The following is a 25,520-nucleotide window of genomic DNA, read 5'->3' as shown; positions in this document are numbered from 1 at the left end:
TCATGCCGCGACGGGCTGGCTACCCCGGCAGCCGGCCCTGCAGCTGCTCGGCCAGAAAGGCGACGAAGTGCGACACCCGCGCCGCCAGAAAGCCCTGCCGGTAGTACACCGCCCATATCGGCTGCCGCCAGTCCAGCGTCTGTGCCGGCAGCACCGGCACCAGCCGCCCGGCGCGCACATCCTCGGCAGTCATGAAATCCGACAGGCAGGCGATGCCGCTGCCGTGCAGCGCCAGGTGGCGCAGCGTTTCGCCGTTGGAAGTGCTGATCGCCGCCGCTGCCGGGTAGCCGTCGCCGCCGGCATGGCGCAGCGGCCAGATATTCAGCGACGCCGGCTGGGTGAAGCCCAGCAGGCTGTGTGCGGCCAACGCCTCTACCGTGTCGGGTTGGCCGCAACGCTGCAGATAGCCCGGCGCCGCCAGCAGCCGCAGGCGGCTTTCACACAGCAACCGGGCACTGAGCGTGGAATCCTGCAGCTGCCCCACCCGTATCGCCACGTCGGCGCGTTCTTCTATCAGGTCGATGATGGTCTCGCCACTCACCAGCTCCAGGCGGATGCGCGGGTAGCGGCGCTGGAACTCCGGCAGCAGCGGCGCCAGCAGGTGGTTGAACACCGGGGTGGCGGCATTGACGCGCAGCAGCCCGGACGGGTGCTCCGCCGCCGATTGCAGGGTGAGCGCGGTTTCCTCCATGCGCGCCAGAATGTCGCGCGCGCTGGCCAGCAGCCACTGCCCTTCCTCGGTGAGATCCAGCCGCCGCGTAGTGCGGGTGATCAGCCGCACGCCCAGCTGCTTCTCCAGCTTGGCGATGCTGCGGCTGATGCCGGATGGCGTCAGCCCCAGCCGCTCGGCCGCGGCGGTAAACGAACCGGCCTCTATCACCGCCACGAACACGCCCAGGGTATCGCTGGATAGCATTGTTGATTTCCAGTCACATGATTTTGCCATTTACCGCCATTTTTCCCGGCAGTGCAAGCACAGATAATCGCCACTCCAGTTCATTCAAGGAGCGAGCCATGCCTCTTGCCCTCTGGGCGCTGACCCTGAGCGCCTTCGCCATCGGCACCACGGAATTCGTGATTGTCGGTCTGATTCCCACCATTGCCGCCGACCTGCACGTGTCGCTGCCTTCCGCCGGGCTGCTGGTCAGCCTGTACGCCATGGGTGTGGCGGTGGGCGCACCGCTGCTCACCGCGCTCAGCGGCCGCATGCCGCGCAAGGCGCTGCTGCTGAGCCTGATGGCGCTGTTCACCCTCGGCAACCTGGTGGCCTGGCAGGCGCCCGGCTACCAGGCGCTGATCATGGCGCGCATCCTCACCGGCCTGGCGCACGGCGTGTTTTTCTCCATCGGCTCCACCATCGCCACCGGCCTGGTGCCGCGCGAAAAAGCGGCCAGCGCCATTGCCATGATGTTCTCCGGCCTGACCGTGGCGCTGGTCAGCGGCGTGCCGCTGGGCACCTGGATCGGCCAGCTGTTCGGCTGGCAGAGCACCTTCCTGGCGGTGTCGCTGCTGGGGGTGGTGGCCTTCATCGGCAGCCTGCTGCTGGTGCCGCGCAATATCGCCCGCCCGGCGCCCGCCGCGCTGGCCAGCCAGCTGGCGGTGCTGGCCAAACCGCGGCTGCTGCTGGTCTACGCCATGACCGCGCTGGGCTACGGCGGCTCCTTCACCGCCTTTACCTACCTGGCGCCGATGCTGCAACAGGTCAGCGGCTTCCCCGCCCCGGCGGTGAGCCTGGTGATGCTGGCCTACGGCCTGAGCGTGGCGGTGGGCAATGTATGGGGCGGCCGGCTGGCCGACCGCCTCGGCCCGGTGCGCGCGCTGCAGATCATCTTTGCCGGCCTGGCGGCGGTGCTGCTGTTGCTGACGCTGACCGCGGCGTCGAAATGGCTGGTGGTGCTGACCGTGCTGCTGTGGGGCGCGGTGGCGTTCGGCAACGTGGCCGGGCTGCAGCTGTACGTGGTGCAGCAGGCGGAGCGCGCCGCCCCGCAGGCGGTGGACGTAGCCTCCGGCCTGAACATCGCCGCCTTCAATGTGGGCATCGCCTTCGGCGCCTGGGCCGGCGGCCACATCGTGGCCAGCCTCGGCATCATGCACACCCCGTGGATAGGCGCGCTGATCGTGCTGGCCGCCTGGCTGCTCACCGGCTGGTCCGGCCGGCTGGATCGCCGCGCCGGGCACCACCCGCTGGCCCGCCCGGCCAGCCCGCTGACGGCACACTGATAGACCTGGCCGCCGGCACGGCCTGCGGCCAACCTTTTTGACTCATCAATTCACCCAAGGACACATCATGAGCATTCCGGCATTCGGCGTCGGCACCTTCCGCCTGCAGGGCCAGACCGTCATCGACTCGGTGCGCACCGCACTGCAGCTGGGCTACCGCGCCGTCGACACCGCGCAGATCTACGACAACGAGGCCGACGTGGGCCAGGCGATTGCCGAATCCGGCGTGGCGCGCAGCGAGCTGTTCGTCACCACCAAGATCTGGACCGCCAACTACGCCGCCGACAAGCTGATCCCCAGCCTGCGCGCCAGCCTGGACAAGCTGCGCACCGAGGCGGTGGACCTGACGCTGATCCACTGGCCGGCGCCGGGCGGCGCCACGCCGCTGGAGGAATACATGGCGGCGCTGGCCGAGGCCAAGGCGCAGGGGCTGACACGGCAGATCGGCATCTCCAACTTCAATATCGAACTGACCCGGCGCGCCATCGCGGTAGTGGGCGCCGGCGAGATCGCCACCAACCAGATCGAGCTGAGTCCCTATCTGCAGAACCGCCGGCTGGTGAGCTTCCTGCAGCAGCAGGGCATCGCCGTCACCTCCTACATGACCCTGGGCTACGGCAAGCTGCTGCAGGAGCCGGTGATCCAAGCCATTGCCGACCGCCTTGGCGCCACACCAGCGCAGGTGACGCTGGCCTGGGCGCTGCAGCACGGTTACGCGGTGATTCCCTCCTCCACCCGCCGCGACAACCTGCTGGGCAACCTAGCTGCCCGCCAGCTGCAGCTGGGCGCGGACGATATGGCCGCCATCGACGCGCTGGAACGCGGCGAGCGCCAGGTCAACCCGGACGGCCTGGCGCCGGCCTGGGACGACTGAACCAGCCGGCAAGACAGGGCCGCGGCAACTGCCCTGCCCCATGACCAAGCCCTTGCACACTGTGCAAGGGCTTGGTCATGCCAGGCGGCATCAGTCGCCCATCACCACCCTCGCGGCGCGGAGCGGCACCACCGAAAAAGCCGTCGTCGCGGCGACATGGCCGCGGCAGGCAGCCTCACCGGCGGCAGCCATCCCGCCGGCTACAAGCGCGGCCGCCGCCATGCGGCCAACCCGCGCGCCGGCTTGCGGTAGAATGCGCGCTTTTGCCGCCGGCCCACCGCATGCTCACCGTTCTCTACCGCGACGACTACCTGATCGCCATCGACAAGCCCTCCGGCCTGCTGGTACACCGCAGCGAGATCGATCGCCGCGAAACCCGCTTCGCGGTGCAGCTGCTGCGCGACCAGATCGGCCGCCAGGTGTTTCCGGTGCACCGGCTGGATCGCGGCACCAGCGGCGTGCTGCTGTTCGCGCTGGACGCCGCCACCGCGCGGCTGCTCAACGACGGCTTTGCCACACGCCAGCCCGGCAAGACCTACCTGGCAGTGGTGCGCGGCCATCCGGCCGACAGCGGCGATATCGACCACGCCATCACCCGCCAGCCGGACGAACGCGAATACGTGCACGGCGACGCGCAGCTCAACGCCCAGCCGGCGTTCACCCGCTACCGCACGCTGGCGCGCTGCGAGCTGCCGTTCGCGGTGGAGCGCTACCCGCAAAGCCGCTACGCGCTGGTGGAGCTGCAGCCGGAAACTGGCCGCCGCCACCAGCTGCGCCGCCACCTCAAGCACATCGCCCACCCGATCATCGGCGACGCCACCCACGGCAAGGGCGTGCACAACCGCTTCTTCCAGCAGCAGTTCAACGTTGGCCGCATGCTGCTGCACGCGGTGGAGCTGCGCCTGCCGCACCCGGTAACGGGCGAGGCGCTGTGCCTGACCGCACCGCTCACTGGCGACTTCGCCCGCCTCATCGGCGAGCTGGGCTGGCGCGCCGCGCTGCCGGCGGCATGGCTAGGCGAGACGGCCGCCGGGCGCGATCCGGCGAACTAGCACGACAGCGGGCGAAAACGGCCGGAAAAACGCCGCAGCGCCGCAGCGCCGCAGCTCCCGACCCCGCCTTGCGCTACAATGGCGGGCTGTTTTTGATTGCCCACGCCCATGCTCAGTTATCGCCACGCCTTTCACGCCGGCAACCACGCCGACGTCCTCAAGCACCTGGTAGAGGTGCAGATTCTTGATTATCTCGGCCAGAAAGGCGCTTTCTGGTACATCGACACCCACGCCGGCGCCGGTGCCTACAGCCTCACCGAAGGCTATGCCACCAAGACCGCCGAATACGTCGATGGCGTGGCGCGGCTATGGCAGCGCGACGATGCGCCGGCGCTGGTACAGCGTTATCTCGAGGTGGTACGCGGCATGAACGCGGACGGCGAGCTGCGCCACTACCCCGGCTCGCCGTGGTTCGCCGCCGAGGTGATGGCCAGCAGCGACAAGCTGCGGCTGTTCGAGCTGCACCCCAGCGATTTCGAGCTGCTGTCGCACTGCTTTGCCGACGGCGGCCGCCGCGTGAAAGTGGACAAGGCCAACGGCTTCGAGGCCATCAAGGCCATCCTGCCGCCGCCGCCGCGCCGCGCGCTGACGCTGATCGACCCGCCGTACGAGGACAAGGGCGACTACCAGCACGTGGTGCGGGCGATGAAAGAGGCGCTGAAGCGCTTCGCCACCGGCAGCTACGCCATCTGGTACCCGCTGCTGCAGCGCAAGGATGTGGGCGACATGGTGCGCGAGCTGAAGAAGCTGCCCTGCCACAGCTGGCTGGACGTTACCCTCAGCGTGCGCAAGCCGTCGCAGGATGGCTTCGGCATGCACGGCAGCGGCATGTTCGTGGTCAACCCGCCGTGGACGCTGCAACGCGAACTGGAAGCCGTGCTGCCGTGGCTGCAGGACGCGCTGGCGGTGGACGATGGCGCCGGCTACAGCCTGGCCTACCACGAGAACGGCCACCAGAAGAACTGACCCCACCCGGCCGTGCGCCGGGCTTTTTACGGCCGCGGCCAACCTTGTCGCGCGCGCGGCCGCGGGCCGGGCCGCCCCCTGACTGCGGCCCGGCCTGCAACGCTTACTTCAGGCTGCCGCGCAGGAACTGCTGCAGCCGCTCGCTGGCCGGCTGCTGGAACAGCCGCTGCGGCGGCCCCTGCTCCTCGATGCGGCCCTGGTGCAGGAAGATCACCTGGCTGGACACCTCGCGGGCGAAGCCCATTTCATGGGTGACCACCACCATGGTGCGCCCCTCCTCCGCCAGCGCGCGCATCACCTTCAGCACCTCGCCCACCAGCTCCGGGTCCAGCGCCGAGGTCGGCTCGTCGAACAGCAGCACCTCCGGCTCCATCGCCAGCGCGCGGGCAATCGCCACGCGCTGCTGCTGGCCGCCGGACAGCTGCGACGGGTACTTGGCCTCCACCCCGCTGTTCAGCCCCACCTTGGCCAGGTATTTGCGGGCGCGCTGCAGCGCCTCGTCGCGGCTGATGCCCAGCACCGACAGCGGCGCCTGGATGATGTTTTCCAGCACCGTCATGTGGCTCCACAGATTGAAGTGCTGGAACACCATCGCCAGCCGGCTGCGCATGGTGGCCAGCTCGCGCGGCTGCCGGCCGCCGGCCTTGCCGTCGCGCGGAGCGTGCAGCACGTGCGTACCGAGGGTGACGCTGCCGGCGCACGGCGTTTCCAGGAAGTTGATACAGCGCAGGAAGGTGCTCTTGCCGGAGCCGGACGAGCCGATGATGCTGATCACATCGCCCTGCCGGGCCTTGAGCGAGATGCCTTTCAGCACCTCGTGCGCGCCGAATTTCTTGTGGATGTCGTCCACGATCAGTGTGTACATGTTTGTCTCCGTGCCGGGTTCAATGGCTGCCGGTGTGCAGGAAGGCCAGCCAGCGCCGTTCCATCTGCCGGAAGATCCAGACGATGAGGAAGGACACCGCGGCGTAGATCAGCGCCGCGGTGCCGAAGGCTTCGAACGAGGCATAGGTGGCCGAATTGACGTCGCGCGCCACCTTCAGCAGCTCCGGTACCGTGGCGGTAAAGGCGATGGGCGTGGCGTGCAGGATCAGGATCACCTCGTTGCTGTAGTTGGGCAGCGCGCGGCGCAGCGCCGACGGCAGGATGATCTGGCGGTACATGCTCCAGCGCGACATGCCGAAGGACTCGGCCGCCTCGATCTCGCCGTGCGGAATGCTGCGGATGGCGCCGGCCAGGATCTCGGTGGTGTAGGCGCTGGTATTCAGCACGAAGGCCAGCAGCGCACAGTTGAAACCGTCCTGGAAGAACTGGTTCAGGCTGGGTTGCTGCTGCACCAGCTGCAGGCTGTACACGCCGGAATAGAGAATCAGCAGCTGGATGTACAGCGGCGTGCCGCGGAAGAAATAGGTGTACAGGTACACCGGCAGGCTGAGCGCACGCCGCTGCGACACCCGCGCCACCGCCAGCAGCACCGACAGCGGGAAGCCGATGCCGATGGTGCACAGCAAGAGCAGCAGCGTCATGCCGAGGCCGGACAGGCGCTGGCCGTCGGTCCACAGATAGGCCAGCCAGTACTGTTGCAGGATTTCGATCACAGCCTGCCCTCCTTCACGCCCAGGTTGTAGCGCCGCTCCAGCCGGTGCAGCAGCACGCTGGACACCGTGGTGATGGCCAGGTAGATGAAGGCGGCCAGGAAGCAGAACTCGAACATCGCCATGGTGCTGCGCCCGGCGTCCTGGGTGACCTTGACGATGTCGGCGAGGCCAATGATGGACACCAGCGCCGAGGCCTTGATCAGCACCTGCCAGTTGTTGCCGAGTCCGGGCAGCGCGAAGCGCATCATCTGCGGGAACAGCACGCGGCGGAACAACAGCACCCGGCCCATGCCATAGGCCGCCGCCGCCTCCAGCTGGCCGCGCGGCACCGCCAGAAACGCGGCGCGGAAGGTTTCGGTGAAATAGGCGCCGTAGATGAAACCGATGGTGATGACGCCGGCGGCGAACGGGTCGATATCGATCTGCCGCAGCGCCAGCGCGTCGGTGAGCTGGTTGAGCGCAATCTGCAGGCTGTAGAACAGCAGCAGCATCAGCACCAGGTCCGGCACGCTGCGGATCAGCGTGGAATAGCCCTGCGCCAGCCGCCGCAACAGCGGTTGCGGCGACAGCTTGCACAGCGCGCCCGCCAGGCCGAACACGATGGCCAGCAGCAAGGACAGCAGCGACAGTTTCACCGTCATCCAGGTGCCGGCGATGATCTGGGCTTCATAGCCATAGAACAGCATCGGGAGTTCCTTTCGAAAAAAACCGCCATTGGCGAGAGTGAACCAATGGCGGAAAGTGCAACTGAACGGGTTGCAACTGGGAGACGGCTCAATCGCTGTAGATGTCGAACGAGAAATACTTGGCGGCCAGCTTCTGGTAGCTGCCGTCCTTCAGCATGGCGGCCAGCGCCTTGTTGATCTGCAGGCGCAGCGCCTCGTCTTCCTTGCGCAGGCCGATGCCGGTGCCGACGCCGAAGATTTCCGCGTCTTTCAGCGCACTGCCGGCAAACTCGAAATTGGCGCCCTTGCTGCCCTTCAGCAGGCCGTACTCGGCTTCCACCGCGTCCTGCAGGCTGGCCTGGATGCGGCCGGAGGTCAGATCCTGGTACACCTGCTCCTGGTTCTGGTACGACACCACCATCACCCCGGCCGGCTCCCAGCGTTTCTTGGCGTAGCTTTCCTGCACCGTGCCCTGCTGCACGCCCACGCGCAGGCCCTTCAGCGCTTCCGCCGTCGGCTGCAGCTTGCTGCCCTTGCGCGCCACCATGCGGGTGGGCGAGTTGTAGGTGCGGTCGCTGAAGGCGATCTGCTTCTTGCGCGCCTCGGTGATGTTCATCGACGCCAGGATGGCGTCGAACTTGCGCGCCTTCAGCGCCGGGATCAGGCCGTCGAAATCGTTTTCCACCCACACGCACTTGGCCTGCAGGCGGCGGCAGATCTCGTTGCCCAGGTCGACATCGAAGCCGGCGACGCCGCTGGCGGTCTTGTACTCGAACGGCGCATACGCCGGGCTGGTGCCGAACTTCAGCACGTCGCCGGATGCGGCCAACGTTAGTGCGGACAGGCCGCCCAGCGACAGCGCAAACAGGGCTTTCTTCATTTCTCGTTTCTCCTTGCAATACCGGCCTGGCTGGCCGGCTTATCTTTTTTCCGGCAGGAAGTTCTCGGCCACCATGCAGCGCGCACCGCCGCCGCCCAGGTTCTCGATGGTGTCCAGCGGCGCATGCGCCACGCGGCCGTTGGCCTGCAGCTGCGCCTGCTGCGCCGGGCTGAAGCTGTGCCAGGCGCGGCTGGACATGGCGAACACCGCGTTGCCGTCGGCGTCGGCCAGCTCGATCACGTTGCCGCAGAAGCTTTCCATCTGCCGGTAGTCGATATCGATGATTTGCTTGCCGGCCTGCCGCAGGCTGCTGCACAGCTGCTCGCGCTGCGCCGCATCGCGGATGGATGCCAGGCACACCACTGCCAGGCGGCTGCCCACCGCCATCATCACGTTGGTGTGGTAGATGGCCGCGCCGTGGCGATCGACGGCATCGAACAGCTCGGCGCGGTAACCCAGCTGCGCCAGCAGCGCCGCCAGCACCGCCGGGTGGCTGCGCGAGGAGCGGCAGACGTAGGCAACGCGCGCCGGGTGGTCGAACACGATGGAGCCGGTGCCTTCCAGAAACTGCTGCTGCGCCTCGAAGCCGCTCAGATCCACCACCGATTCGATGTGGAAATCCTGGCGCAGGCGCTGCAGCGTGCTGTCGCGGCGCTCGCGGCGGCGGTTGGGCGCCTCCATCGGGTACAGGAACACCCGGCCGTCGGCGTGCATGCTGAGCCAGTTGTTGGGGAAGATGGAGTCCGGCGTGTCGCCCGGCTGCTGGTCCTCGATCACCAGCACCTGCACCCCGGTGGCGCGCAGCGCCGCCACATAGCCGTCGAACTCGGCGCGGGCCGCGCTCTGCGCGCAGTCCGGCCGCTGTTCCGGCTTCTGGAAACGGTTGGATTCGCTGGTTTCCGGATTGGAAAAGAAATTCACCGGGCGAATCATCACGATATTGCGGCTAGTCTGTTTCATGCTGCGCTTTCCTTCGCCGATTACGCCAGCAGCGCGAAAAGGTTTTTCGGGTTTTGCGGGCGCGGAATCAAATCGATGTGCTGGCCGATATTCAAATCAGTGGCTTTATCCAGCACATAACGCAGCGCGGAGAAATCCTCCAGCGCAAAACCCACCGAATCGAATACGGTAATATCGTCGGCAGTTTCTCGGCCCGGTTTCTGGCCATTCAATACCTGCCAGAATTCGGTTACTGGGAACTCCGCCGGCATTTGCTGGATATCGCCCTCGATACGCGTCTGCGGCTCGAATTCCACGAACACCCGCGCCAGGCGCAGGATGTCGGCGTGCAGCTCGGTCTTGCCCGGGCAATCGCCACCCACCGCGTTGATGTGTACGCCGGGGCGCACCATGTCGGGGGTGAGGATGGTGGCGTAGTTCTTGTCGGCGGTGACGGTGGTGATGATGTCGGCGTCGCGGCAGGCCTCACGGCTGCTGGCGCAGGCGGCAAGACGGATGCCGGCAAAGCCTTCCAGGTTCTGTTGCAGCTTGCGGGTGGCGGCGCTGTCGATGTCGTACAGGTAGAACTGCGAGATACCCAGCAGGCGGTTAAAGGCGATGATCTGGAACTCGCTTTGCGCGCCGTTGCCGATGATGGCCATGCTGCGGCTATCCGGCCGCGCCAGCACGCTGGCGAACAGCGCCGAGGTGGCGGCGGTGCGCAGCGCGGTGGTGATGGTCAGCTCGCTCAGCAGCAGCGGGCTGCCGGTGGATACCTCCGCCAGCGCGCCGAACGCCATTACGGTGAGCAGATTATCGCGGGTGTTTTTCGGGTGGCCATTCACATATTTGAAGCCGTAATATTGCTCGTCGGAAGTCGGCATCAATTCGATGACGCCATCACGCGAATGATTGGCAACACGGGCGCATTTCTCGAAACTTTCCCAGCGCCGATAATCGGATTCGATATAATCGGCCAGTTCGCCGATAAAATTGGCCACGCCAATCCGGCTGACGATATTGCGAATATCACGGGTGTCGATATAGCGGGTCATAGCCACTGCCTTTCGGAAAATAGTGTCGTGGTGTCGTGTTTCTCTGGACGCTATTTTCCCTACAGCAGTTGCCAATATGAAGTTGCAGAACTGCGCAATTTTCAAGGGCAGCTTTACAAATTGCCAAGGCGATCTAACAATATGTCAATGAACGATACCGACCGACAGTTGCTGGCCCTGCTGCGCGACAACGCGCGCATGTCCGTCACCGAGCTGGCGCAAAAGCTGCGCGTGTCGCGCGCCACGGTGCAGAACCGCATCGACAAGCTGGAACAAAGCGGGGTGATCATCGGTTACACCGTGCGGCTGAAGCCGGAGGCGGAGGAACACCGCATCCGCGCCTGGATGGGTATTGCGGTGGAGGGCAACAAGGCGCCGGCGGTGCTGCAGGCGCTGCGCGGCGAACCCAATGTCTACGCGCTGCATTCCACCAATGGCCGCTGGGACATCGTCACCGAGCTGCGCGCCGACACGCTGGAGCAGTTCGACCGGGTGCTGGGGCGCATCCGGCTGATTCCGGGCATTGCCGCCACCGAGACCAGCATCCTGCTGTCCACCCACAAGGTGTGACCGGCGCCAGCGCCGCCCCGGCCGCGCACGCTGCCGGCAAACAAAAAAGGTTGGCCGCATGCGGCCAACCTTTTGGTTTTTGTGTGACAACGCCGCTACATGGCGATGTAGCGGTCCGGACGGTGGTTGAAGCCGATCACCATGTTCAGCGCCGCCGCGCCGAGGATGGAGCCCAGCAGCGCCGACCAGCTCACCAGCAACAGTGAACTGAGCAGGATCACCACGTCCAGCCCCAGTTGCAGCTTGCCGGCGCGGATGCCGTAGCGCTCCTGCAGGAACAGCGCCAGGATGTTGATGCCGCCCAGGCTGGCCTGGTGGCGGAACAGCGCGATGAAGCCCATGCCCATCATCAGCCCGCCCACCAGCCCGGTGTAGAACGGGTTGAGGCCGCCCAGGTGCAGGAACTGGCCGTGCACGCTGGTGAACAGCGACAGCAGGCTCACCGCGATAAAGGTTTTCAGCGTGAAGCGCCAGCCCATGCGCCGCCAGGCCAGCCAGTAGAACGGCAGGTTGATGGTAAAGAAGATGGCACCGAACGGCAGGCCGGTGCGGTAGTGGATCAGGAAGGCGATACCGGCGGTGCTGCCGGTGAGCAGGCCGGCCTGCTTGAACATCACCACGCCGAAGGCCACCAGCAGGGTGCCGACTAGGATGGCGAGCACGTCTTCCAGCAGGCTGTGGGCAATGGCGGTTTCCGCGGTTGGCATGGTGGTTTGGCTAAGCGTGGTCATGATGAATATTGCAGCGCAACAAAAGAAGCCGCCATTTTACGTTTCCGCCCCGTTCGCCTCCAGCATCCAGATCAATAATCTACAAAAACGCAATTGCCTGCCACTTAAGCAACAAAATGGCAGGCAATACGCAATTTTACAGCGGCAGCTACGCCGATAGCCGGCAGCCGGTGGGCATCAGCCGCCGCGCAGCCAGCCGGACAGTGCGCGGATGTCGTCCGGCGTGGTGCGGCAGCAGCCGCCAATGCAGCTGGCGCCGGCCGCGCGCCACTGGCGGGCGGCGTCGGCAAAGGCCTGCGGATCGCTGCTGCCATGCCAGGTCTTGGTCAGTGGGTCGTAGGCTTCGCCGGAGTTCGGGTAGGTCAGCAGCCGCTTGCCGCTGGCCTGCGCCGCCGCCTGCAGCAGCGGGGCGATATGCCGCGGCGCGGTGCAGTTCACCCCCACCGCCACCACCTGCGCAAACGGCTCCAGCGCGGCGATGGCATCGGCCAGCGGCGTGCCTTCGCTGAGGTTGGCGTCGTCGCGGCAGGAGAAGCTGATCCACGCCACCGCCTCGGGAAACTCCTCTTGCAGCAGGCGGGCAATCGCCACCGCCTCCAGCTGGCAGGGAATGGTCTCGCAGGCCAGCAGATCCGGCCCGGCCGCCAGCAGCGCGGCGATGCGCGGGCGGTGGAAGTCCATCAGCTGCTGCTCGCTCTGGCCATAGTGGCCGCGGTATTCCGAGCCATCGGCCAGCATGGCGCCATACGGGCCGACCGAGGCCGCCACCAGCGGACGGATGCGGCCAACCCGGTTGTGCTCATCGGCCCAGAACGCGTCGCGCGCCGCCTGCGCCAGCTCGATGGACAGCCGCATCAGCCGCGCCGACTCCTCGGCGCTCAGGCCGCGCTTGGCAAAACCGGGGAAGCTGGCCTGGTAGCTGGCGGTGGTAGCCACGTCGGCACCGGCCAGGAAGTAGTCGTAGTGCACGTCCTGAATCAGCTGCGGCTGCTCGATCAGCACCCGCGCCGACCACAGCGCGTCATTGAGATCGCAGCCGCGGCGCTCCAGCTCCGACGCCATGGCGCCGTCCAGCACGATGGGGGTATCCGGGGAAAACTGACTGAAAGGATTGTGCAATTCTGGCTCCACAAATAAAAAACCCCGGCACAGGCCGGGGCGGGATTCGACGCGGAACGCTCAGAGCTTGAAGCGGGCTACCAGCGACTTCAGCTCGTCGCCGCGCTGCGCCAGCATATTGATGGTGCTCAGCGCTTCTTGCAGGCTGGTATCGGTCTGCTGCGCCATCACGTTCACACGCTCGGCACTGCGGGCCATCTCGTTGGTTGCCACGCCCTGCTCTGCCGTGGAGGAGGTGATTTCGCCCATGCGCGAGGAGATTTCCTCGGCATTGCTCTTGATCACTTCCACCTTGTCGGCCGCCTGGCGCGACAATGCTACACCAGAAGACACCTTCTCGTTGGTGGTGTCGGCGTGCTCGATGGCTTCGCCGGTGCGGCGGATCACGGTGTCGATCATCTCGGCGATCTGCACGGTGGCGGTGGCGGTACGCTCGGCCAGCTTGCGCACTTCGTCGGCCACCACGGCAAAGCCGCGGCCGGATTCGCCGGCGCGGGCGGCTTCGATCGCCGCGTTCAGCGCCAGCAGATTGGTCTGGTCGGCGATGTCGCGGATCACGCCGACTATCCCCTTGATCTGCTCGGACTGGCCGGACAGGCTGCCCATCACGTTATGCAGCGAGGCCACCGCTTCCTGGATAGAGGCGACTTCGCGCTCCACTTCGGCCATGGCGCGATGCGACTCCACCGAGTTGGTGCGCGACTGCGCCACCAGCTGCTCGGTTTCGCCCACGTGGTCGGCGATGTGGTTGATGCTGACGGTGATCTCTTCGATGGTGGCCGCGGTGGCGGACAGCTCGGTGGACTGCACGCGCGAATCCTGGCCGATCTGCTCGGCAACACGGCTCAGGTCGGAGGCGTCGCGCGCCAGCGCGTCGGACTCGTCGCGCACGGTCAGGAACATCTCGCGCAGCTTGGCCAGGAACTGGTTGAAGGCATCGGCGATCTGGCCCACTTCGTCACGGTTGCCCACCGGCAGGGTGCGGGTGAGGTCGCCATGGCCGCTGGCCACTTCCTGCATCGCCTTGTGCAGCGTGCCCAGGCCGGACAGCATGCGGGTCACTCCCACGTAGGCAAAGACACCGGCCAGCAGCATGCCGGCCACCGCCAGTGCCACCATCACCATCATCAGCTGGCGCGCCGGCGCCATGGCCGCCGCATGCGGCACCATCACACCCAGCAGCCAGCTGGTTTTCGGCACCGGGAACAGCGCCACCATCTGCTTGCTGCCGTCGATATCGGCAAACTGGATCTGACCGTCCTTGTTCAGCGCGCCCAGGTCGAAGCCCGGCACCACGTCGCTGATCTTCTTCAGGCCGGAATCTTTCTGCGGGTGGGCGATCACATCGCCGTCGGCGGTGATCAGGAAGGCATAGCCATCGCCCGGCAGCTTGGCGGACACCACTTCTTCCACCACGCGCGCCAGTGTCACGTCACCACCGGCCACGGCCACCAGCTGGCCGCCATCCTTGCGCGCCTGGGCGAAGGTGATGATCGGACGCTTGGTAGCGGCATCGATGTACGGCGGCGAGGCGATCGGGCCGTTGGCATCCTTGGCGGCCAGGAACCACGGGCGGCCGGTCGGGTCGTAACCCGGCGGTACCGGGGTGCCACCGCTGAACTGGGTCATGGTCTTGTCCGGCTGGCCAACATACATATCGTCAAACTTGCCGGCATTCTGGGCCTGGTCGAGGATGGGCTTGAGCTCGCCGGTACCGAAGCGCGGCAATACCGCCGCCACGATGCTCTGCCGCACTTGTACCCACTCGGAGACAAAACTCACCTTGTTGTCGGCCGCCATCTTGATCTGGCCTTCAATCTGGCTCTCCAGCGTGTCACTCATTTTCCAGTAGGCCACACCACAGAACACGACGGCGAGTGCTGCTATCACCAGCAGCACAAATGCCATCAATTTTGTGCGCAAAGACATGATTGGTTTTTCCCCTGTTTATTGGTTTGTGCGATGGTGCATGGTACTACCGGGGACCTGGCCCCGTTCCTGTTATAGCCAGAAAACAATTTCATGCACTTTCGGCAAAAAAGCCGGCATTCCCATGACATCAAATTGATTTAAAACAAATTCACAATTTCGCAATGTTAGGTTTAAACAGCGGAAAATTCCAGTCGTTCTTAGACAATATTCAATCTGCACATTGCCCCAGTGCCGCCTGCAACGCGGCCAGCGCATGGCGCACCTTGGCCGGCTGCGCATCGCGCCGCGGCGTCACCAGATAGATGGGCAGCGCCGGTGCCCGCCACTCCGGCAATACCGGCAGCAGCAGCCCGGCGGCCAGCTCGCGGCGGATCTCCGGCGCCGGCTGCAGCGCAATGCCCATGCCGGCCAGCGCGAACGCGCGCGCCGACAGCATGCTGTTGCTGGCGATGCGCGCCGGCAGCCTCAGCCGCACCACGTCCTCGCCGCGCGTCAGCTGCAGCGGAAACTGCGCACTGCCGCGCGGGTTGACGCCGATCAGCGCATGGCGGTGCAGCTCGGCCGGCTGCTGCGGCGCCCCCGCCGCCAGCAGGTAGCCCGGCGCGGCGCACAGCAGCAGCGGCCAGTCGCACAGATAGCGCGCCACCTGGGTGGAGTCCGGCAGATTGCCGGCACGCAGGGCCAGGTCGATGCGCAAGTCAGTCAGATCCACCAGCTCATCGTGAAAAAACAGTTGCAGGCTCAGCCCGGGGTTGGCCGCCAGCAGCGGCGCCAGCGCCTCGCCCAGCACACCGCCGGCAAAGCCGCTGGGCGCGGAGATGCGCAGCTCGCCGCTGGGCGCCTCGCGCATGGCGGTCAGCTGGCTTTCCGCCTGCCGTGCCGCCGCCAGCATCTGCGCGCAGCCCTGGTAGAACAGGCTGCCGGCCTCGGTCAGGCTGAGTTTGCGGGTGGTGCGATGCAGCAGAGTCACGCCGTGCTGCCGCTCCAGCCGCCGCACGTGCTGGCTCACCGCCGACGGTGTCATCTCCAGCGCGCGCGCCGCGCCGTTCATCGAGCCCTGCTCGATCACCGTGGCAAACACCGCCATGCTGCGCAGTTCATCCATTTATGTAGCCCTGCTTCACAATGAATGAAAAATAGCATGGATTATCAAGCAGGGCGCCGTTTACTACCATGTACTCATGTTCCATCCCCCGTGAAGGAGTTCAGCATGAAGATTGCCCTTATCGGCGCCAGCGGCTTTGTCGGCAGCGCCATCCAGCAGGAAGCCCTGGCCCGCGGCCATCAAGTCAGCGCCATTGTCAGCCGCCCTGAGCGCATTAGCGCTGCGGCCAACCTTGCCGTGCTGGCGGCCAATGCCTATGACGCCGACAGCATCGCCGCAGCCGTGGCCGGCCACGACGTGGTGATCAGCGCCTTCAACCCCGGCTGGGACAAGGCCGACATCCGCCAGCTGTTCCTGCAGGGCCATGCCGCCATCGTGGCCGGGGTCAAGGCCGCCGGCGTGGCGCGCTTCATCGAGGTGGGCGGCGCCGGCAGCCTGTACGTGGCGCCCGGTCTGCAACTGATCGACACCCCGCACTTTCCCGCCGAATACAAGGAAGGCGCCGAAGGCGCGCGCCAGGCGCTGCTGCAGCTGCAGGACGAGCAGCAGCTGGACTGGGCCTTCGTGTCGCCGCCCGCGCTGCTGGCGCCGGGCGAGCGCAGCGGCCAGTACCGGCTGGGCGGCGACCAGCTGCTGATGGCCGGCGACGCCCCGGCCGGCATCAGCGTGGCCGATCTGGCGGTGGCCATCGTCGACGAGGCCGAAACGCCGCAGCATCACCGCCGCCGCTTTACCGCCGCCAGCGTCTGACGCGACGCAGCATCCCCCGCCCCGCCGGTACCGCAAACGCCCGGCGGGGCGTTTTGCGTCTGCAGCCACACAACTTGCTGCAGCTGCACATCGAATACTGTCCGACATGCGTTGACAGCCTCGGCCAGCTTCTCTAGATTGCGCCAAGCCACGCGGCCGATTGCAAGGTTGGCCGCCACCAGCGCAGGAGAGACTGCCCGGACAAGCGTCCAGCGGCAGCGCCGAAGGGGAATCGCCCCAGAAACTCTCAGGCAAAAGAACTGCACTGGTCAGGCACTCTGGAGAGTAGGCCCGCAACCGCGCGGCCTCGCCGAAGGCAGCATGGCCAGTGCACACTGCGCCGCAATCTCTCAGGCAAAGGGACAGAGGGGGCATCGTCCGGTGATACCGGGCGGACGCCCATCCATCTGTCTGCCGCATCCAGCAGACCGTCCGCCCGTCACCGCCCGTTTTATTCAAGGCGCGGTGCGGCCAACCTTTTGCCGCCTGCGCCGGCGACCAGGAGATACGCGATGTTTACCCAGGATATGCAGATTGCCGGTTTCGACGACGCCCTGTGGGCCGCCATGCAGGCCGAAGACCAACGCCAGCAGGACCACATCGAGCTGATCGCCTCCGAGAACTACACCAGCCCGCGCGTGATGCAGGCCCAGGGCAGCCAGCTCACCAACAAATATGCAGAGGGCTACCCCGGCAAGCGCTACTACGGCGGCTGCGAACACGTGGACGTGGTGGAGCAACTGGCCATCGACCGCGCCAAGCAGCTGTTCGGCGCCGACTACGCCAACGTGCAGCCGCATTCCGGCAGCCAGGCCAATGCTGCGGTGTACATGGCGCTCTTGGAGCCGCACGACACCGTGCTCGGCATGAGCCTGGCCCACGGCGGCCACCTCACCCACGGCGCCAAGGTCAACTTCTCCGGCAAGATCTACCACGCGGTGCAGTACGGCCTGAACCCGGAAACCGGCGAGATCGACTACGACGAAGTGCAGCGCATGGCCAACGAATACCAGCCGAAGATGATCGTGGCCGGCTTCTCCGCCTACTCGCTGATCGTCGACTGGAAACGCATGAGCGAGATCGCCGACAGCATCGGCGCCTATTTGTTCGTGGACATGGCCCATGTGGCCGGCCTGGTGGCGGCCGGGCTGTACCCGAACCCGATTCCGCACGCCCACGTGGTGACCACCACCACCCACAAGACCCTGCGCGGCCCGCGTGGCGGCCTGATCCTGGCGGCGGCCAACCCGGAGCTGGAGAAGAAGCTGAACTCGGTGGTATTCCCCGGCATCCAGGGCGGCCCGCTGATGCACGTGATCGCCGCCAAGGCAGTGGCATTCCAGGAAGCGCTGCAGCCGGAGTTCGTCGACTACCAGAAGCAGGTGCTGGCCAACGCCCGCGCCATGGTGAAGGTGTTCCAGGACCGCGGCTACAGCATCGTGTCCGGCAAGACCGACGACCACCTGTTCCTGCTGAGCCTGATCGACAAGGGCCTCACCGGCAAGGCGGCCGATGCCGCGCTGGGCGCCGCCCACATCACAGTGAACAAGAACGCGGTGCCGAACGATCCGCAAAGCCCGTTCGTGACCAGCGGCATCCGCATCGGCACCCCGGCCATCACCAGCCGTGGCTTCAAGGAGACCGAAGCGCGCCAGGTGGCGCACTGGGTGTGCGACATTCTGGACGACATCGACAACCCGGAAGTGGGCGCACGCGTAAAACGCCAGGTAGCGGAGCTTTGCGCCGCGTATCCGGTCTATCGTTAAACAAGCCATAACATGCTGCGGCCAACCCTGGCCGTGGTGCGTTATCCAATACCACGGGGCCACCCCCTGTAAACCGGGCGCCGCCAACCCACGGCGGCGCCACAACCAGACAAGAGAAGCAGCATGGCTATCAGTGTTTTCGACCTGTTCAAGATCGGCATCGGCCCGTCCAGCTCCCATACCGTCGGCCCGATGCGCGCCGCGCGCCAGTTCATCGCCCGGCTGGAAAAGGATGGCCAGCTGAGCGCCACCGCGCGCGTGAAATCGGAAATGTTCGGCTCGCTGGGCGCCACCGGCAAAGGCCACGGCACCGATACCGCGGTGCTGCTGGGCCTGGCCGGCGAACAGCCGGACCTGGTCGATACCGACGCCGTGCCGCAGATACTGGCCACCATTCGCGCCGACAAGGCCATCACCCTGCTCGGCCAGCAGCGCATCGCCTTCAACGAGGCGGAAGACCTGCTGCTATATAAGCGCAAGGCACTGCCCTACCACCCCAACGGCATGATCTTCGAAGCCTTCGACGCCGATGGCAACAGCCTGTCCAAGCGTGCCTACTACTCGGTGGGCGGCGGTTTCGTGGTGGACGAGGCGGCCATCGATGCCGGCTTCGTGCCGCCGGGCGTTACCGAGCTGAAGCACCCGTTCAAGACCGGCGCCGAGCTGCTGGCGCTGTGCCAGCGCCACGGCAAGAGCATCAGCCAGATCATGCTGGAAAACGAGCTGGCCTGGCGCAGCGAGGACGAGGTACGCGCCGGCCTGCTGCAGATCTGGCAGGTAATGCAGGGCTGCGTACAGCGCGGCTGCGCCCACGAAGGCATCCTGCCCGGCGGCATGAAGGTGAAGCGCCGCGCCGCCGACCTGTACCGCAAGCTCACCGATGCGCCGGAAGCCGCGCTGCGTGACCCGCTGACGGTGATGGACTGGGTCAACCTGTACGCACTGGCGGTGAACGAGGAAAACGCCGGCGGCGGCCGCGTGGTGACCGCGCCGACCAACGGCGCGGCTGGCATCATCCCGGCGGTTCTGCACTACTACAGCCGCTTCGTGCCGAATGCCAGCGAAGACGGCGTGGTGCGCTTCCTGCTCACCGCCGGCGCCATCGGCATCCTGTTCAAGCTCAACGCCTCGATCTCCGGCGCCGAAGTCGGCTGCCAGGGCGAGGTCGGCTCCGCCTGCTCGATGGCGGCCGGCGCGCTGGCCGAAGTGCTGGGCGGCACACCGGAACAGGTGGAGAACGCCGCCGAGATCGGCATGGAACACAACCTGGGCCTGACCTGCGACCCGGTGGGCGGCCTGGTGCAGGTGCCGTGCATCGAGCGCAATGCCATGGCGTCGGTAAAGGCGATCAATGCCGCGCGCATGGCGCTGCGCGGCGACGGCCAGCACTTCATCTCGCTGGACCGGGTGATCAAGACCATGCGCGACACCGGCCGCGACATGAACAGCAAGTACAAGGAAACCGCACGCGGTGGCCTGGCGATCAATGTGATCGAGGTGCCGGTGAACATCGTGGAATGCTGATGTAAATTGCGGCCAACGCCGGCCGCAACAACGACAAACGCCCGCTAACCGCGGGCGTTTTTGCATGGACATGCTGGTTGGTGTCGAGCGTAGCGAGGCCCGCGGTTTACCGCGCATGGCTATTTATCCGCTACGCGGATGCGGCTTGAAGTCGCCGCTTCCGCCCGACGCTCCCCGTTCGGTGGCCTGGCGCCTCACAACGTTGGCCGCATGTTTTGTCGGCTTGAGCGCCAAGACGGCATCTACCACAGAAAGCAAACAAAAAGCCCGGCATCGCTGCCGGGCTTTTGCGTGCGACCGATGTCGCGGGAATTACTGGGCTGCGGAAGCAGCGGCCGGGGCAGCAGCGCCGCCACCAACGGTTTCCAGTACTTTCCACTCGCCTTTTTCAACCTTGTACACGGTGATGCCGCCGTCTTTCAGGTCGCCCTTGTCGTCGTAGGTCCAGTTGGAGGAAGTTACGCCATCCTTGTACTGTACCTTGGCCAGTACCGGCAGGTATTTCGCCGGGTCGGCGGAGTTGGCTTCCTTCATCGCGGCGATCATGGCGCGGGCAGCGTCATAGCCGTACGGGGAGTAGGTCGCTACGTCCATGTTGAAGCGGGCCTTGTAACGGCTGGCGTAGTCGGCACCTTTCGGCATCTTGTCCAGCGGCAGACCGGCCAGCGAGGCGATGGTGCCTTCGGCTTCCTGACCAGCCAGCTTCAGGAAGGTCGGGGTCTTGGTCATTTCGCCGGAGATCAGCGGCGCCTTCAGGCCCAGACGCTTCATCTGCTTGGCCATCGGGGCGGACTGCGCATCGGCGCCACCGTAGAACACCACGTCCGGGGACACACCCTTGATGGAGGTCAGAATGGCGGCAAAGTCGGTAGCCTTGTCGTTGGTGAACTCACGCTTCACCACTTCACCACCGGCAGCTTTAACAGCCTTCTCGAATTCGTCGGCCAGACCCTGACCGTAGGCAGTGCGGTCGTCAACGATAACGATCTTCTTGGCGTTCAGCTTCTGTACCACGAACTGGCCCATTACCGAACCCTGCTGGGTATCGGAGGTCATGGAGCGGAAGGTGTTCTTGTAGCCTTGGGAGGTGAATACCGGCGAAGTCGCCATGGCGATCATCGGGATACCGGCATCGGAGTAGATCTTGGAAGCCGGGATGGAAGTGCCGGAGTTGAAGTGGCCGACAATGCCGTTCACTTTGTTGTCGACGAACTTCTGCGCCAGCTGGGTAGCGGTTTTCGGGTCGGCCTGGTCATCTTCGGATACCAGTTCGAAGGTTACCGGCTTGCCGTCGATGGTCGGTTTCTCGGCGTTGGCATCTTCGATCGCCAGGGTCACGCCGTTCTTGTATTCCTCGCCGTAGTGGGCTTGCGGACCGGTCAGCGGTGCGGCAAAGCCGATTTTCACTACGTTGCCGTCAGCAGCGGCGCTGGCAGCAGAGGCCTCGCCTGCCGGGGCATCCTGCTTCTGGCTGCAGCCGGCGATAGCCAGGGCGGCAGCAACGGCAAGGGATACGCTGGTCAGTTTGTTCAGTCGCATGTCGTTTCTCTTCTCTTTTGTGTCAGGGTTTGCTCGTGCCAATGGATTTTGTCTACTGGCGAACGTTTACAACAAGGCAGGCGCATTATTTCAATGCCGCCCGCCCCGCGCAAGTCCAATCAGTCACCAATACTCATCAGACTCGCATTACCGCCTGCTGCCGTGGTATTCACGCTAATCGCGCGCTCCACCACCAGTCGATGCAGGTTGTAACCACCCTCTTCGACCAGCAGCAACGGAATCAAAGCGCCGTCGCGGCGCGCCAGGGTCTGGCGCAGCAGCTCGGCATCCGGGCCGGCGTACAGCAACGCCGTTACGTCGGCGGCTTCCACCTTGTCGGCCAGTTGCACGCGGCTCTTCAGCACTGCGGCCAACTGTTGCGCCGGCACACTATTCTGCAGCAACACCTGGTTGCCGGTGGCGAACGCCGCCGCCACCTGCATCACCAGCGCTTCCAGATTGTCGGCCGAGCACGCCACCAGGCCGCGCGGCGCGAACAGCAGCGTGTTGATCTCGCCGGTCGGGCCCGGCAGGGCCTCGGCGTGGTTCAGCGGCGAATGACGGCGCGCCGCGGCGATCACTGCCTGCAGGTGCTGGCGCGCCCCCTCGTCCAGTTTCAGCTGCGGCAGCACGCCTTGCAGCTGCTCCAGCGCGGTGAAGTCCGCCGCCTCCGGGTTGGCCGCCAGCTTGGCGTCCCAGCTGCCGCGCGTCAGGCGGTACAGGTACAGCGGGCCGCCGGCTTTCGGGCCGGTGCCGGACTTGCCTTCGCCGCCGAACGGCTGCACACCCACTACTGCGCCGACGATATTGCGGTTCACGTAGACGTTGCCCACCTTGATATTGCTGGTGATGGCGTCGATGGTTTCATCGATGCGGCTGTGAATGCCGTGCGTCAGGCCGTAGCCGGTGCTGTTGATCTCGGCCACCACCTGGTCGATCTGGCTGGCGTCGAAACGGATCACGTGCAGCACCGGGCCGAATACTTCGCGCTCCAGCAGCTTGATGCTGTCGATTTCGAACAACGTCGGCGCCACGTAGGTACCGGCAGCGCATTCGTCGCTCAGCTTGGCCTGATACATGCCGCGAGCGCGGCCCTTCAGGCCGTCGATATGGCGCAGCAGGTTGCCCTGCGCTTCGGCGTCGATCACCGGGCCGATGTCGGTATGGAAGCTGGCCGGGTTGCCCACGCGCAGCTCGTCCATCGCACCCTTGATCATGGTCACCACCTTGTCGGCGATGTCGTTCTGCAGGTAGAGCACGCGCAGCGCCGAGCAACGCTGGCCGGCGGAATCGAAGGCCGAAGACAGCACGTCGGTCACCACCTGCTCCGGCAGGGCCGAGCTGTCGACGATCATGGCGTTCTGGCCGCCGGTTTCGGCGATCAGCGGTACTTCTTCGCCACGGCCGGACAGCGCGCGGTTGATGATCTGCGCCACTTCGGTGGAACCGGTGAAGATCACGCCCTTGATGCGCGCGTCGGTGGTCAGCGCAGAGCCGACCACTTCGCCGCGCCCCGGCAGGAACTGCAGCACGTCGCGCGGCACGCCGGCTTCATGCAGCAGGCGGATGGCGTAGGCGGCGATCAGCGCGGTCTGCTCGGCCGGCTTGGCCAGCACCACGTTACCGGCCGCCAGCGAGGCGGTAACTTCGCCGATGAAGATGGCCAGCGGGAAGTTCCACGGGCTGATGCACACCACCGGCCCCAGCGCCGGGTTGCGCTGGTTGTCGAACTCGGCACGCACGCGGGCAGCGTAGTAGCGGCAGAAGTCCACCGCTTCGCGCACTTCGGCAATCGCGTTGTTCAGCGTCTTGCCGGCTTCGCGCACCGCCAGGCCCATCAGGGTGGCCATATTGTCTTCCATCAGGTCGGCCATGCGCTCCAGACACAGCGCACGCTTGGCCGGCTCGGTAGCTGCCCATGCCGGCGCCGCGCGCACCGCGGCCTGCAGCGCGATTTCCACGTCGTCACGCGTCGCTTCCTGCACCTGCCCCACCACATCCTGCAGGTTGGCCGGGTTACGCACCGGCTGTGCATTGCCCGCTTCGACATCGCGATCGGCCAACAGCGGTGCGGCCAACCATGGCTGCGCTTCGGAGGCCTGCAGCGAGCCTTGCAGTGCGGTCAGCACATGCTCGTTGGCCAGGTCGATACCCTTGGAGTTCTTGCGCTCGGCGCCATACAGCGCCACCGGCAGTGCGATCTTGCTGTGCGGCAGGCCACCGTGACGGCCGGCTTCGGCCACCGGGTCTTCCACCAGTTCGTCGATGGAGACGCTTTCATCCACGATGCGGTTCACGAACGAGGAGTTGGCGCCGTTTTCCAGCAGGCGGCGTACCAGGTAGGCCAGCAGGGTCTCGTGCGAGCCCACCGGCGCGTAGATGCGGCACGGCTTGTCCAGCTTGTCCTTGCCCACCACCTGGTCGTACAGGGTCTCGCCCATGCCGTGCAGGCACTGGAATTCGTAGTCCTTGCCTTCGGCCAGATGGTAGACCGCGGCCAGGGTGTAGGCGTTATGCGACGCAAACTGCGGGTAGATGGCGTCCTGTGCGGCCAACAGGCGCTTGGCGCAGGCGATATAGGACACGTCGGTGTAGACCTTGCGGGTGTACACCGGGTAGCCCGGCAGGCCATCCACCTGGGCGCGCTTGATCTCGGCATCCCAGTAGGCGCCCTTCACCAGCCGCACCATGAAGCGATGCTTGCTGCGACGCGCCAGGTCGATCAGGTAGTCGATCACGTACGGGCAGCGCTTCTGGTAAGCCTGCACCACGATACCGATGCCTTCGAAGCCGTCCAGATCCGGATCGTTAGCCAAGGCCTCCACCAGATCCATGGAAATTTCCAGGCGGTCGGCTTCCTCGGCGTCGATGTTCAGGCCGATGTTGTACTGCTTGGCCAGCAGGAACAGCTGCTTCAGGCGCGGCAGCAGCTCGCCCATCATGCGTTCGTGCTTCATGCGGGCGTAGCGCGGATGAATGGCGGACAGCTTCACCGAGATGCCCGGGCCGCTGTAAATGCCGCGACCATTGGACTCTTTGCCGATGGCGTGAATCGCCATCACGTAATCGTTCAGGTAGCGCTGTGCATCGGCCTCGGTCATGGCGGCTTCGCCCAGCATGTCGTAGCTGAAGCGATAGCCACGGGCTTCACGCTCACGACCGTTGGCCAGCGCCTCCTCGATGGTTTCGCCGGTCACGAACTGTTTGCCCAGCATGCGCATCGCCAGGTCGACACCCTTGCGAATCAGCGGCTCGCCACCCTTGGCGATAATGCGGGTCAATGCCGAAGACAGGCCTTGCGCGCTGTGGGAGGACACCAGTTTGCCGGTGACCAGCAGGCCCCAGGCGGCGGCGTTGACGAACAGCGACGAGCTGTTACCCAGGTGCGCCTTCCAGTCGCCACCGGAAATCTTGTCGCGGATCAGCTTGTCGGCCGTCACGCGGTCCGGAATACGCAGCAGTGCCTCGGCCAGGCACATCAGCGCGATGCCCTCCTGACTGGACAGCGTGAACTCATGCATCAGCGCATCCACACCACTGGACTTGGTACGTTCGCGGCGCACCTGCGTCACCAGCTTGCTGGCCAGCGCCTTGATAGAGGCAATCTGGTTTGCCGGCATCGCGGCCTGTTCCATCATGACAGCAACACACTCGCGTTCATCACGACGATAGGCTGCGGTGATCGCATCACGAAGCGCAGATTGCTCGCGCGCAAATGCCTGAAATTGCATGAGTAGCTTCTCCATAGGTCCAACTGCTTGTACGTGCCTATTGTATACAAAATATAAACTACGTGAAGACTTCTTCGGAGACTATCCAGTCTAGAAGCCCATCCAGCATTGGCAAGGATGGAAATTGCAACACTTTGGGCACGAACACGCGGCGAATCATGATGAGGGAATGAGGCAATCACAGCGCAAAACCAGTTGGCGCATGGACAACGGCAAGACAAGCACACGTATGCATGCCCGAAATATTTGAAGTGACGACGACTGAGCGTCTGGTCATCGCCCGACTCCCCAAACACCAAAGCCCGCTTGCGCGGGCTTTTTGCTTGTCGGTGCCGTGGCCAGGGCCGGCCGGCGGCCAACGTTGGCCGCACGGGCATGGCATGAGATGGGAATCGGGCGACGTGCAGATCAGCCGCCCGCCCCAAAGCACAAAGCCCAGCTTGATCTCTCAAGCTGGGCTTCATATGGGGAGTCTGGCGGTGTCCTACTTTCACACAGGTATCT

General features: G+C 65.4%; 21 protein-coding genes and 2 riboswitches. Of the genes, 8 read left to right on the top strand and 13 right to left on the bottom strand.

Annotation, left to right across the window (positions count from 1 at the left end; all coding sequences use genetic code 11):
* Positions 1-19 precede the first annotated feature (19 nt).
* Positions 20-916: a LysR substrate-binding domain-containing protein gene (locus ACFOLG_RS09110; RefSeq protein WP_386091013.1), complete on the bottom strand. Its 897-nt coding sequence runs from the start codon at positions 914-916 to the stop codon at positions 20-22.
* 98 nt (positions 917-1,014) lie between these two features.
* On the opposite strand from ACFOLG_RS09110, the gene ACFOLG_RS09105 reads away from it, so the two are divergent.
* The 4 genes from ACFOLG_RS09105 to ACFOLG_RS09090 all read left to right on the top strand — a co-directional run bounded on the left by ACFOLG_RS09105 (position 1,015) and on the right by ACFOLG_RS09090 (position 5,112).
* Positions 1,015-2,220 (top strand): MFS transporter, encoded by a 1,206-nt coding sequence (locus ACFOLG_RS09105; protein ID WP_386091011.1) that lies wholly within the window; start codon positions 1,015-1,017, stop codon positions 2,218-2,220.
* Between the two features lie 67 nt (positions 2,221-2,287).
* Positions 2,288-3,094: a 2,5-didehydrogluconate reductase DkgB gene (gene dkgB, locus ACFOLG_RS09100; protein WP_386091009.1), complete on the top strand. Its 807-nt coding sequence runs from the start codon at positions 2,288-2,290 to the stop codon at positions 3,092-3,094.
* 281 nt (positions 3,095-3,375) lie between these two features.
* Positions 3,376-4,146 carry a pseudouridine synthase gene (locus ACFOLG_RS09095; RefSeq protein WP_386091007.1) on the top strand — a complete coding sequence of 257 codons (771 nt, stop codon included), beginning with the start codon at positions 3,376-3,378 and terminating at the stop codon, positions 4,144-4,146.
* A 108-nt stretch (positions 4,147-4,254) separates the two neighbouring features.
* Positions 4,255-5,112, top strand: a complete 858-nt coding sequence (locus ACFOLG_RS09090) for a 23S rRNA (adenine(2030)-N(6))-methyltransferase RlmJ (RefSeq protein ID WP_386091005.1) — start codon at positions 4,255-4,257, stop codon at positions 5,110-5,112.
* Positions 5,113-5,215: 103 nt separating this feature from the next.
* On the opposite strand, the gene ACFOLG_RS09085 is transcribed toward ACFOLG_RS09090, so the two are convergent.
* From ACFOLG_RS09085 to ACFOLG_RS09060, 6 genes are all read right to left on the bottom strand, one after another.
* Entirely contained in the window at positions 5,216-5,977 is a 762-nt protein-coding gene (locus tag ACFOLG_RS09085) for an ABC transporter ATP-binding protein (RefSeq protein WP_386091003.1), read from the bottom strand.
* Positions 5,978-5,996: 19 nt separating this feature from the next.
* Positions 5,997-6,710 (bottom strand): histidine ABC transporter permease HisM, encoded by a 714-nt coding sequence (gene hisM, locus ACFOLG_RS09080; RefSeq protein ID WP_386091000.1) that lies wholly within the window; start codon positions 6,708-6,710, stop codon positions 5,997-5,999.
* A complete protein-coding gene (locus tag ACFOLG_RS09075) occupies positions 6,707-7,396 on the bottom strand; it encodes an ABC transporter permease (protein WP_386090999.1) in 690 nt (229 codons plus the stop codon). Before ACFOLG_RS09075 ends, hisM begins: the two co-directional genes overlap by 4 nt.
* An 88-nt stretch (positions 7,397-7,484) precedes the next feature.
* Positions 7,485-8,255: an ABC transporter substrate-binding protein gene (locus ACFOLG_RS09070; protein ID WP_386090997.1), complete on the bottom strand. Its 771-nt coding sequence runs from the start codon at positions 8,253-8,255 to the stop codon at positions 7,485-7,487.
* A 39-nt stretch (positions 8,256-8,294) separates the two neighbouring features.
* Positions 8,295-9,215 (bottom strand): citrulline utilization hydrolase CtlX, encoded by a 921-nt coding sequence (gene ctlX, locus ACFOLG_RS09065; RefSeq protein ID WP_386090995.1) that lies wholly within the window; start codon positions 9,213-9,215, stop codon positions 8,295-8,297.
* A 20-nt stretch (positions 9,216-9,235) separates the two neighbouring features.
* On the bottom strand, positions 9,236-10,249 hold the full coding sequence (locus ACFOLG_RS09060) for an ornithine cyclodeaminase (protein WP_386090993.1): 1,014 nt from the start codon (positions 10,247-10,249) through the stop codon (positions 9,236-9,238).
* Between the two features lie 147 nt (positions 10,250-10,396).
* Between ACFOLG_RS09060 and ACFOLG_RS09055 the strand changes: the two genes are divergently transcribed.
* Positions 10,397-10,819 carry an Lrp/AsnC family transcriptional regulator gene (locus ACFOLG_RS09055; RefSeq protein WP_088967958.1) on the top strand — a complete coding sequence of 141 codons (423 nt, stop codon included), beginning with the start codon at positions 10,397-10,399 and terminating at the stop codon, positions 10,817-10,819.
* A gap of 95 nt (positions 10,820-10,914) precedes the next feature.
* Here the strand turns inward: ACFOLG_RS09055 and ACFOLG_RS09050 are convergent, their stop codons facing one another.
* From ACFOLG_RS09050 to ACFOLG_RS09035, 4 genes are all read right to left on the bottom strand, one after another.
* Positions 10,915-11,550, bottom strand: a complete 636-nt coding sequence (locus ACFOLG_RS09050; RefSeq protein WP_386090991.1) for a YitT family protein — start codon at positions 11,548-11,550, stop codon at positions 10,915-10,917.
* Positions 11,551-11,727: 177 nt separating this feature from the next.
* Positions 11,728-12,669 (bottom strand): homocysteine S-methyltransferase, encoded by a 942-nt coding sequence (mmuM, locus tag ACFOLG_RS09045; RefSeq protein ID WP_386090989.1) that lies wholly within the window; start codon positions 12,667-12,669, stop codon positions 11,728-11,730.
* Between the two features lie 60 nt (positions 12,670-12,729).
* Positions 12,730-14,577 carry a methyl-accepting chemotaxis protein gene (locus ACFOLG_RS09040; RefSeq protein WP_386090987.1) on the bottom strand — a complete coding sequence of 616 codons (1,848 nt, stop codon included), beginning with the start codon at positions 14,575-14,577 and terminating at the stop codon, positions 12,730-12,732.
* Between the two features lie 232 nt (positions 14,578-14,809).
* Positions 14,810-15,706 carry a LysR family transcriptional regulator gene (locus ACFOLG_RS09035; RefSeq protein ID WP_386090985.1) on the bottom strand — a complete coding sequence of 299 codons (897 nt, stop codon included), beginning with the start codon at positions 15,704-15,706 and terminating at the stop codon, positions 14,810-14,812.
* A 105-nt stretch (positions 15,707-15,811) separates the two neighbouring features.
* Between ACFOLG_RS09035 and ACFOLG_RS09030 the strand changes: the two genes are divergently transcribed.
* From ACFOLG_RS09030 to ACFOLG_RS09020, 3 genes are all read left to right on the top strand, one after another.
* Positions 15,812-16,456 carry an NAD(P)-dependent oxidoreductase gene (locus ACFOLG_RS09030; RefSeq protein WP_386090983.1) on the top strand — a complete coding sequence of 215 codons (645 nt, stop codon included), beginning with the start codon at positions 15,812-15,814 and terminating at the stop codon, positions 16,454-16,456.
* Between the two features lie 174 nt (positions 16,457-16,630).
* Positions 16,631-16,729, top strand: a riboswitch (glycine riboswitch).
* 1 nt (position 16,730) lies between these two features.
* Positions 16,731-16,826: riboswitch (glycine riboswitch) on the top strand.
* Positions 16,827-16,968: 142 nt separating this feature from the next.
* Positions 16,969-18,222 (top strand): serine hydroxymethyltransferase, encoded by a 1,254-nt coding sequence (glyA, locus tag ACFOLG_RS09025; RefSeq protein ID WP_386090981.1) that lies wholly within the window; start codon positions 16,969-16,971, stop codon positions 18,220-18,222.
* Positions 18,223-18,345: 123 nt separating this feature from the next.
* On the top strand, positions 18,346-19,746 hold the full coding sequence (locus ACFOLG_RS09020; protein WP_386090979.1) for an L-serine ammonia-lyase: 1,401 nt from the start codon (positions 18,346-18,348) through the stop codon (positions 19,744-19,746).
* Positions 19,747-20,058: 312 nt separating this feature from the next.
* Here ACFOLG_RS09020 and ACFOLG_RS09015 read toward each other — a convergent pair whose 3' ends face one another.
* Both ACFOLG_RS09015 and putA read right to left on the bottom strand, forming a co-directional pair.
* Positions 20,059-21,285, bottom strand: a complete 1,227-nt coding sequence (locus ACFOLG_RS09015) for a branched-chain amino acid ABC transporter substrate-binding protein (protein ID WP_386090976.1) — start codon at positions 21,283-21,285, stop codon at positions 20,059-20,061.
* Between the two features lie 119 nt (positions 21,286-21,404).
* Positions 21,405-25,016 (bottom strand): trifunctional transcriptional regulator/proline dehydrogenase/L-glutamate gamma-semialdehyde dehydrogenase, encoded by a 3,612-nt coding sequence (gene putA / locus ACFOLG_RS09010; RefSeq protein ID WP_386090974.1) that lies wholly within the window; start codon positions 25,014-25,016, stop codon positions 21,405-21,407.
* Positions 25,017-25,520: the final 504 nt, after the last annotated feature.

It is taken from the genome of Vogesella facilis (assembly GCF_042648525.1).
GTDB lineage: Bacteria > Pseudomonadota > Gammaproteobacteria > Burkholderiales > Chromobacteriaceae > Vogesella > Vogesella facilis.
Note: the sequence above shows the minus strand (reverse complement) of the source record. Positions and strands in the feature narration are given on the sequence as shown.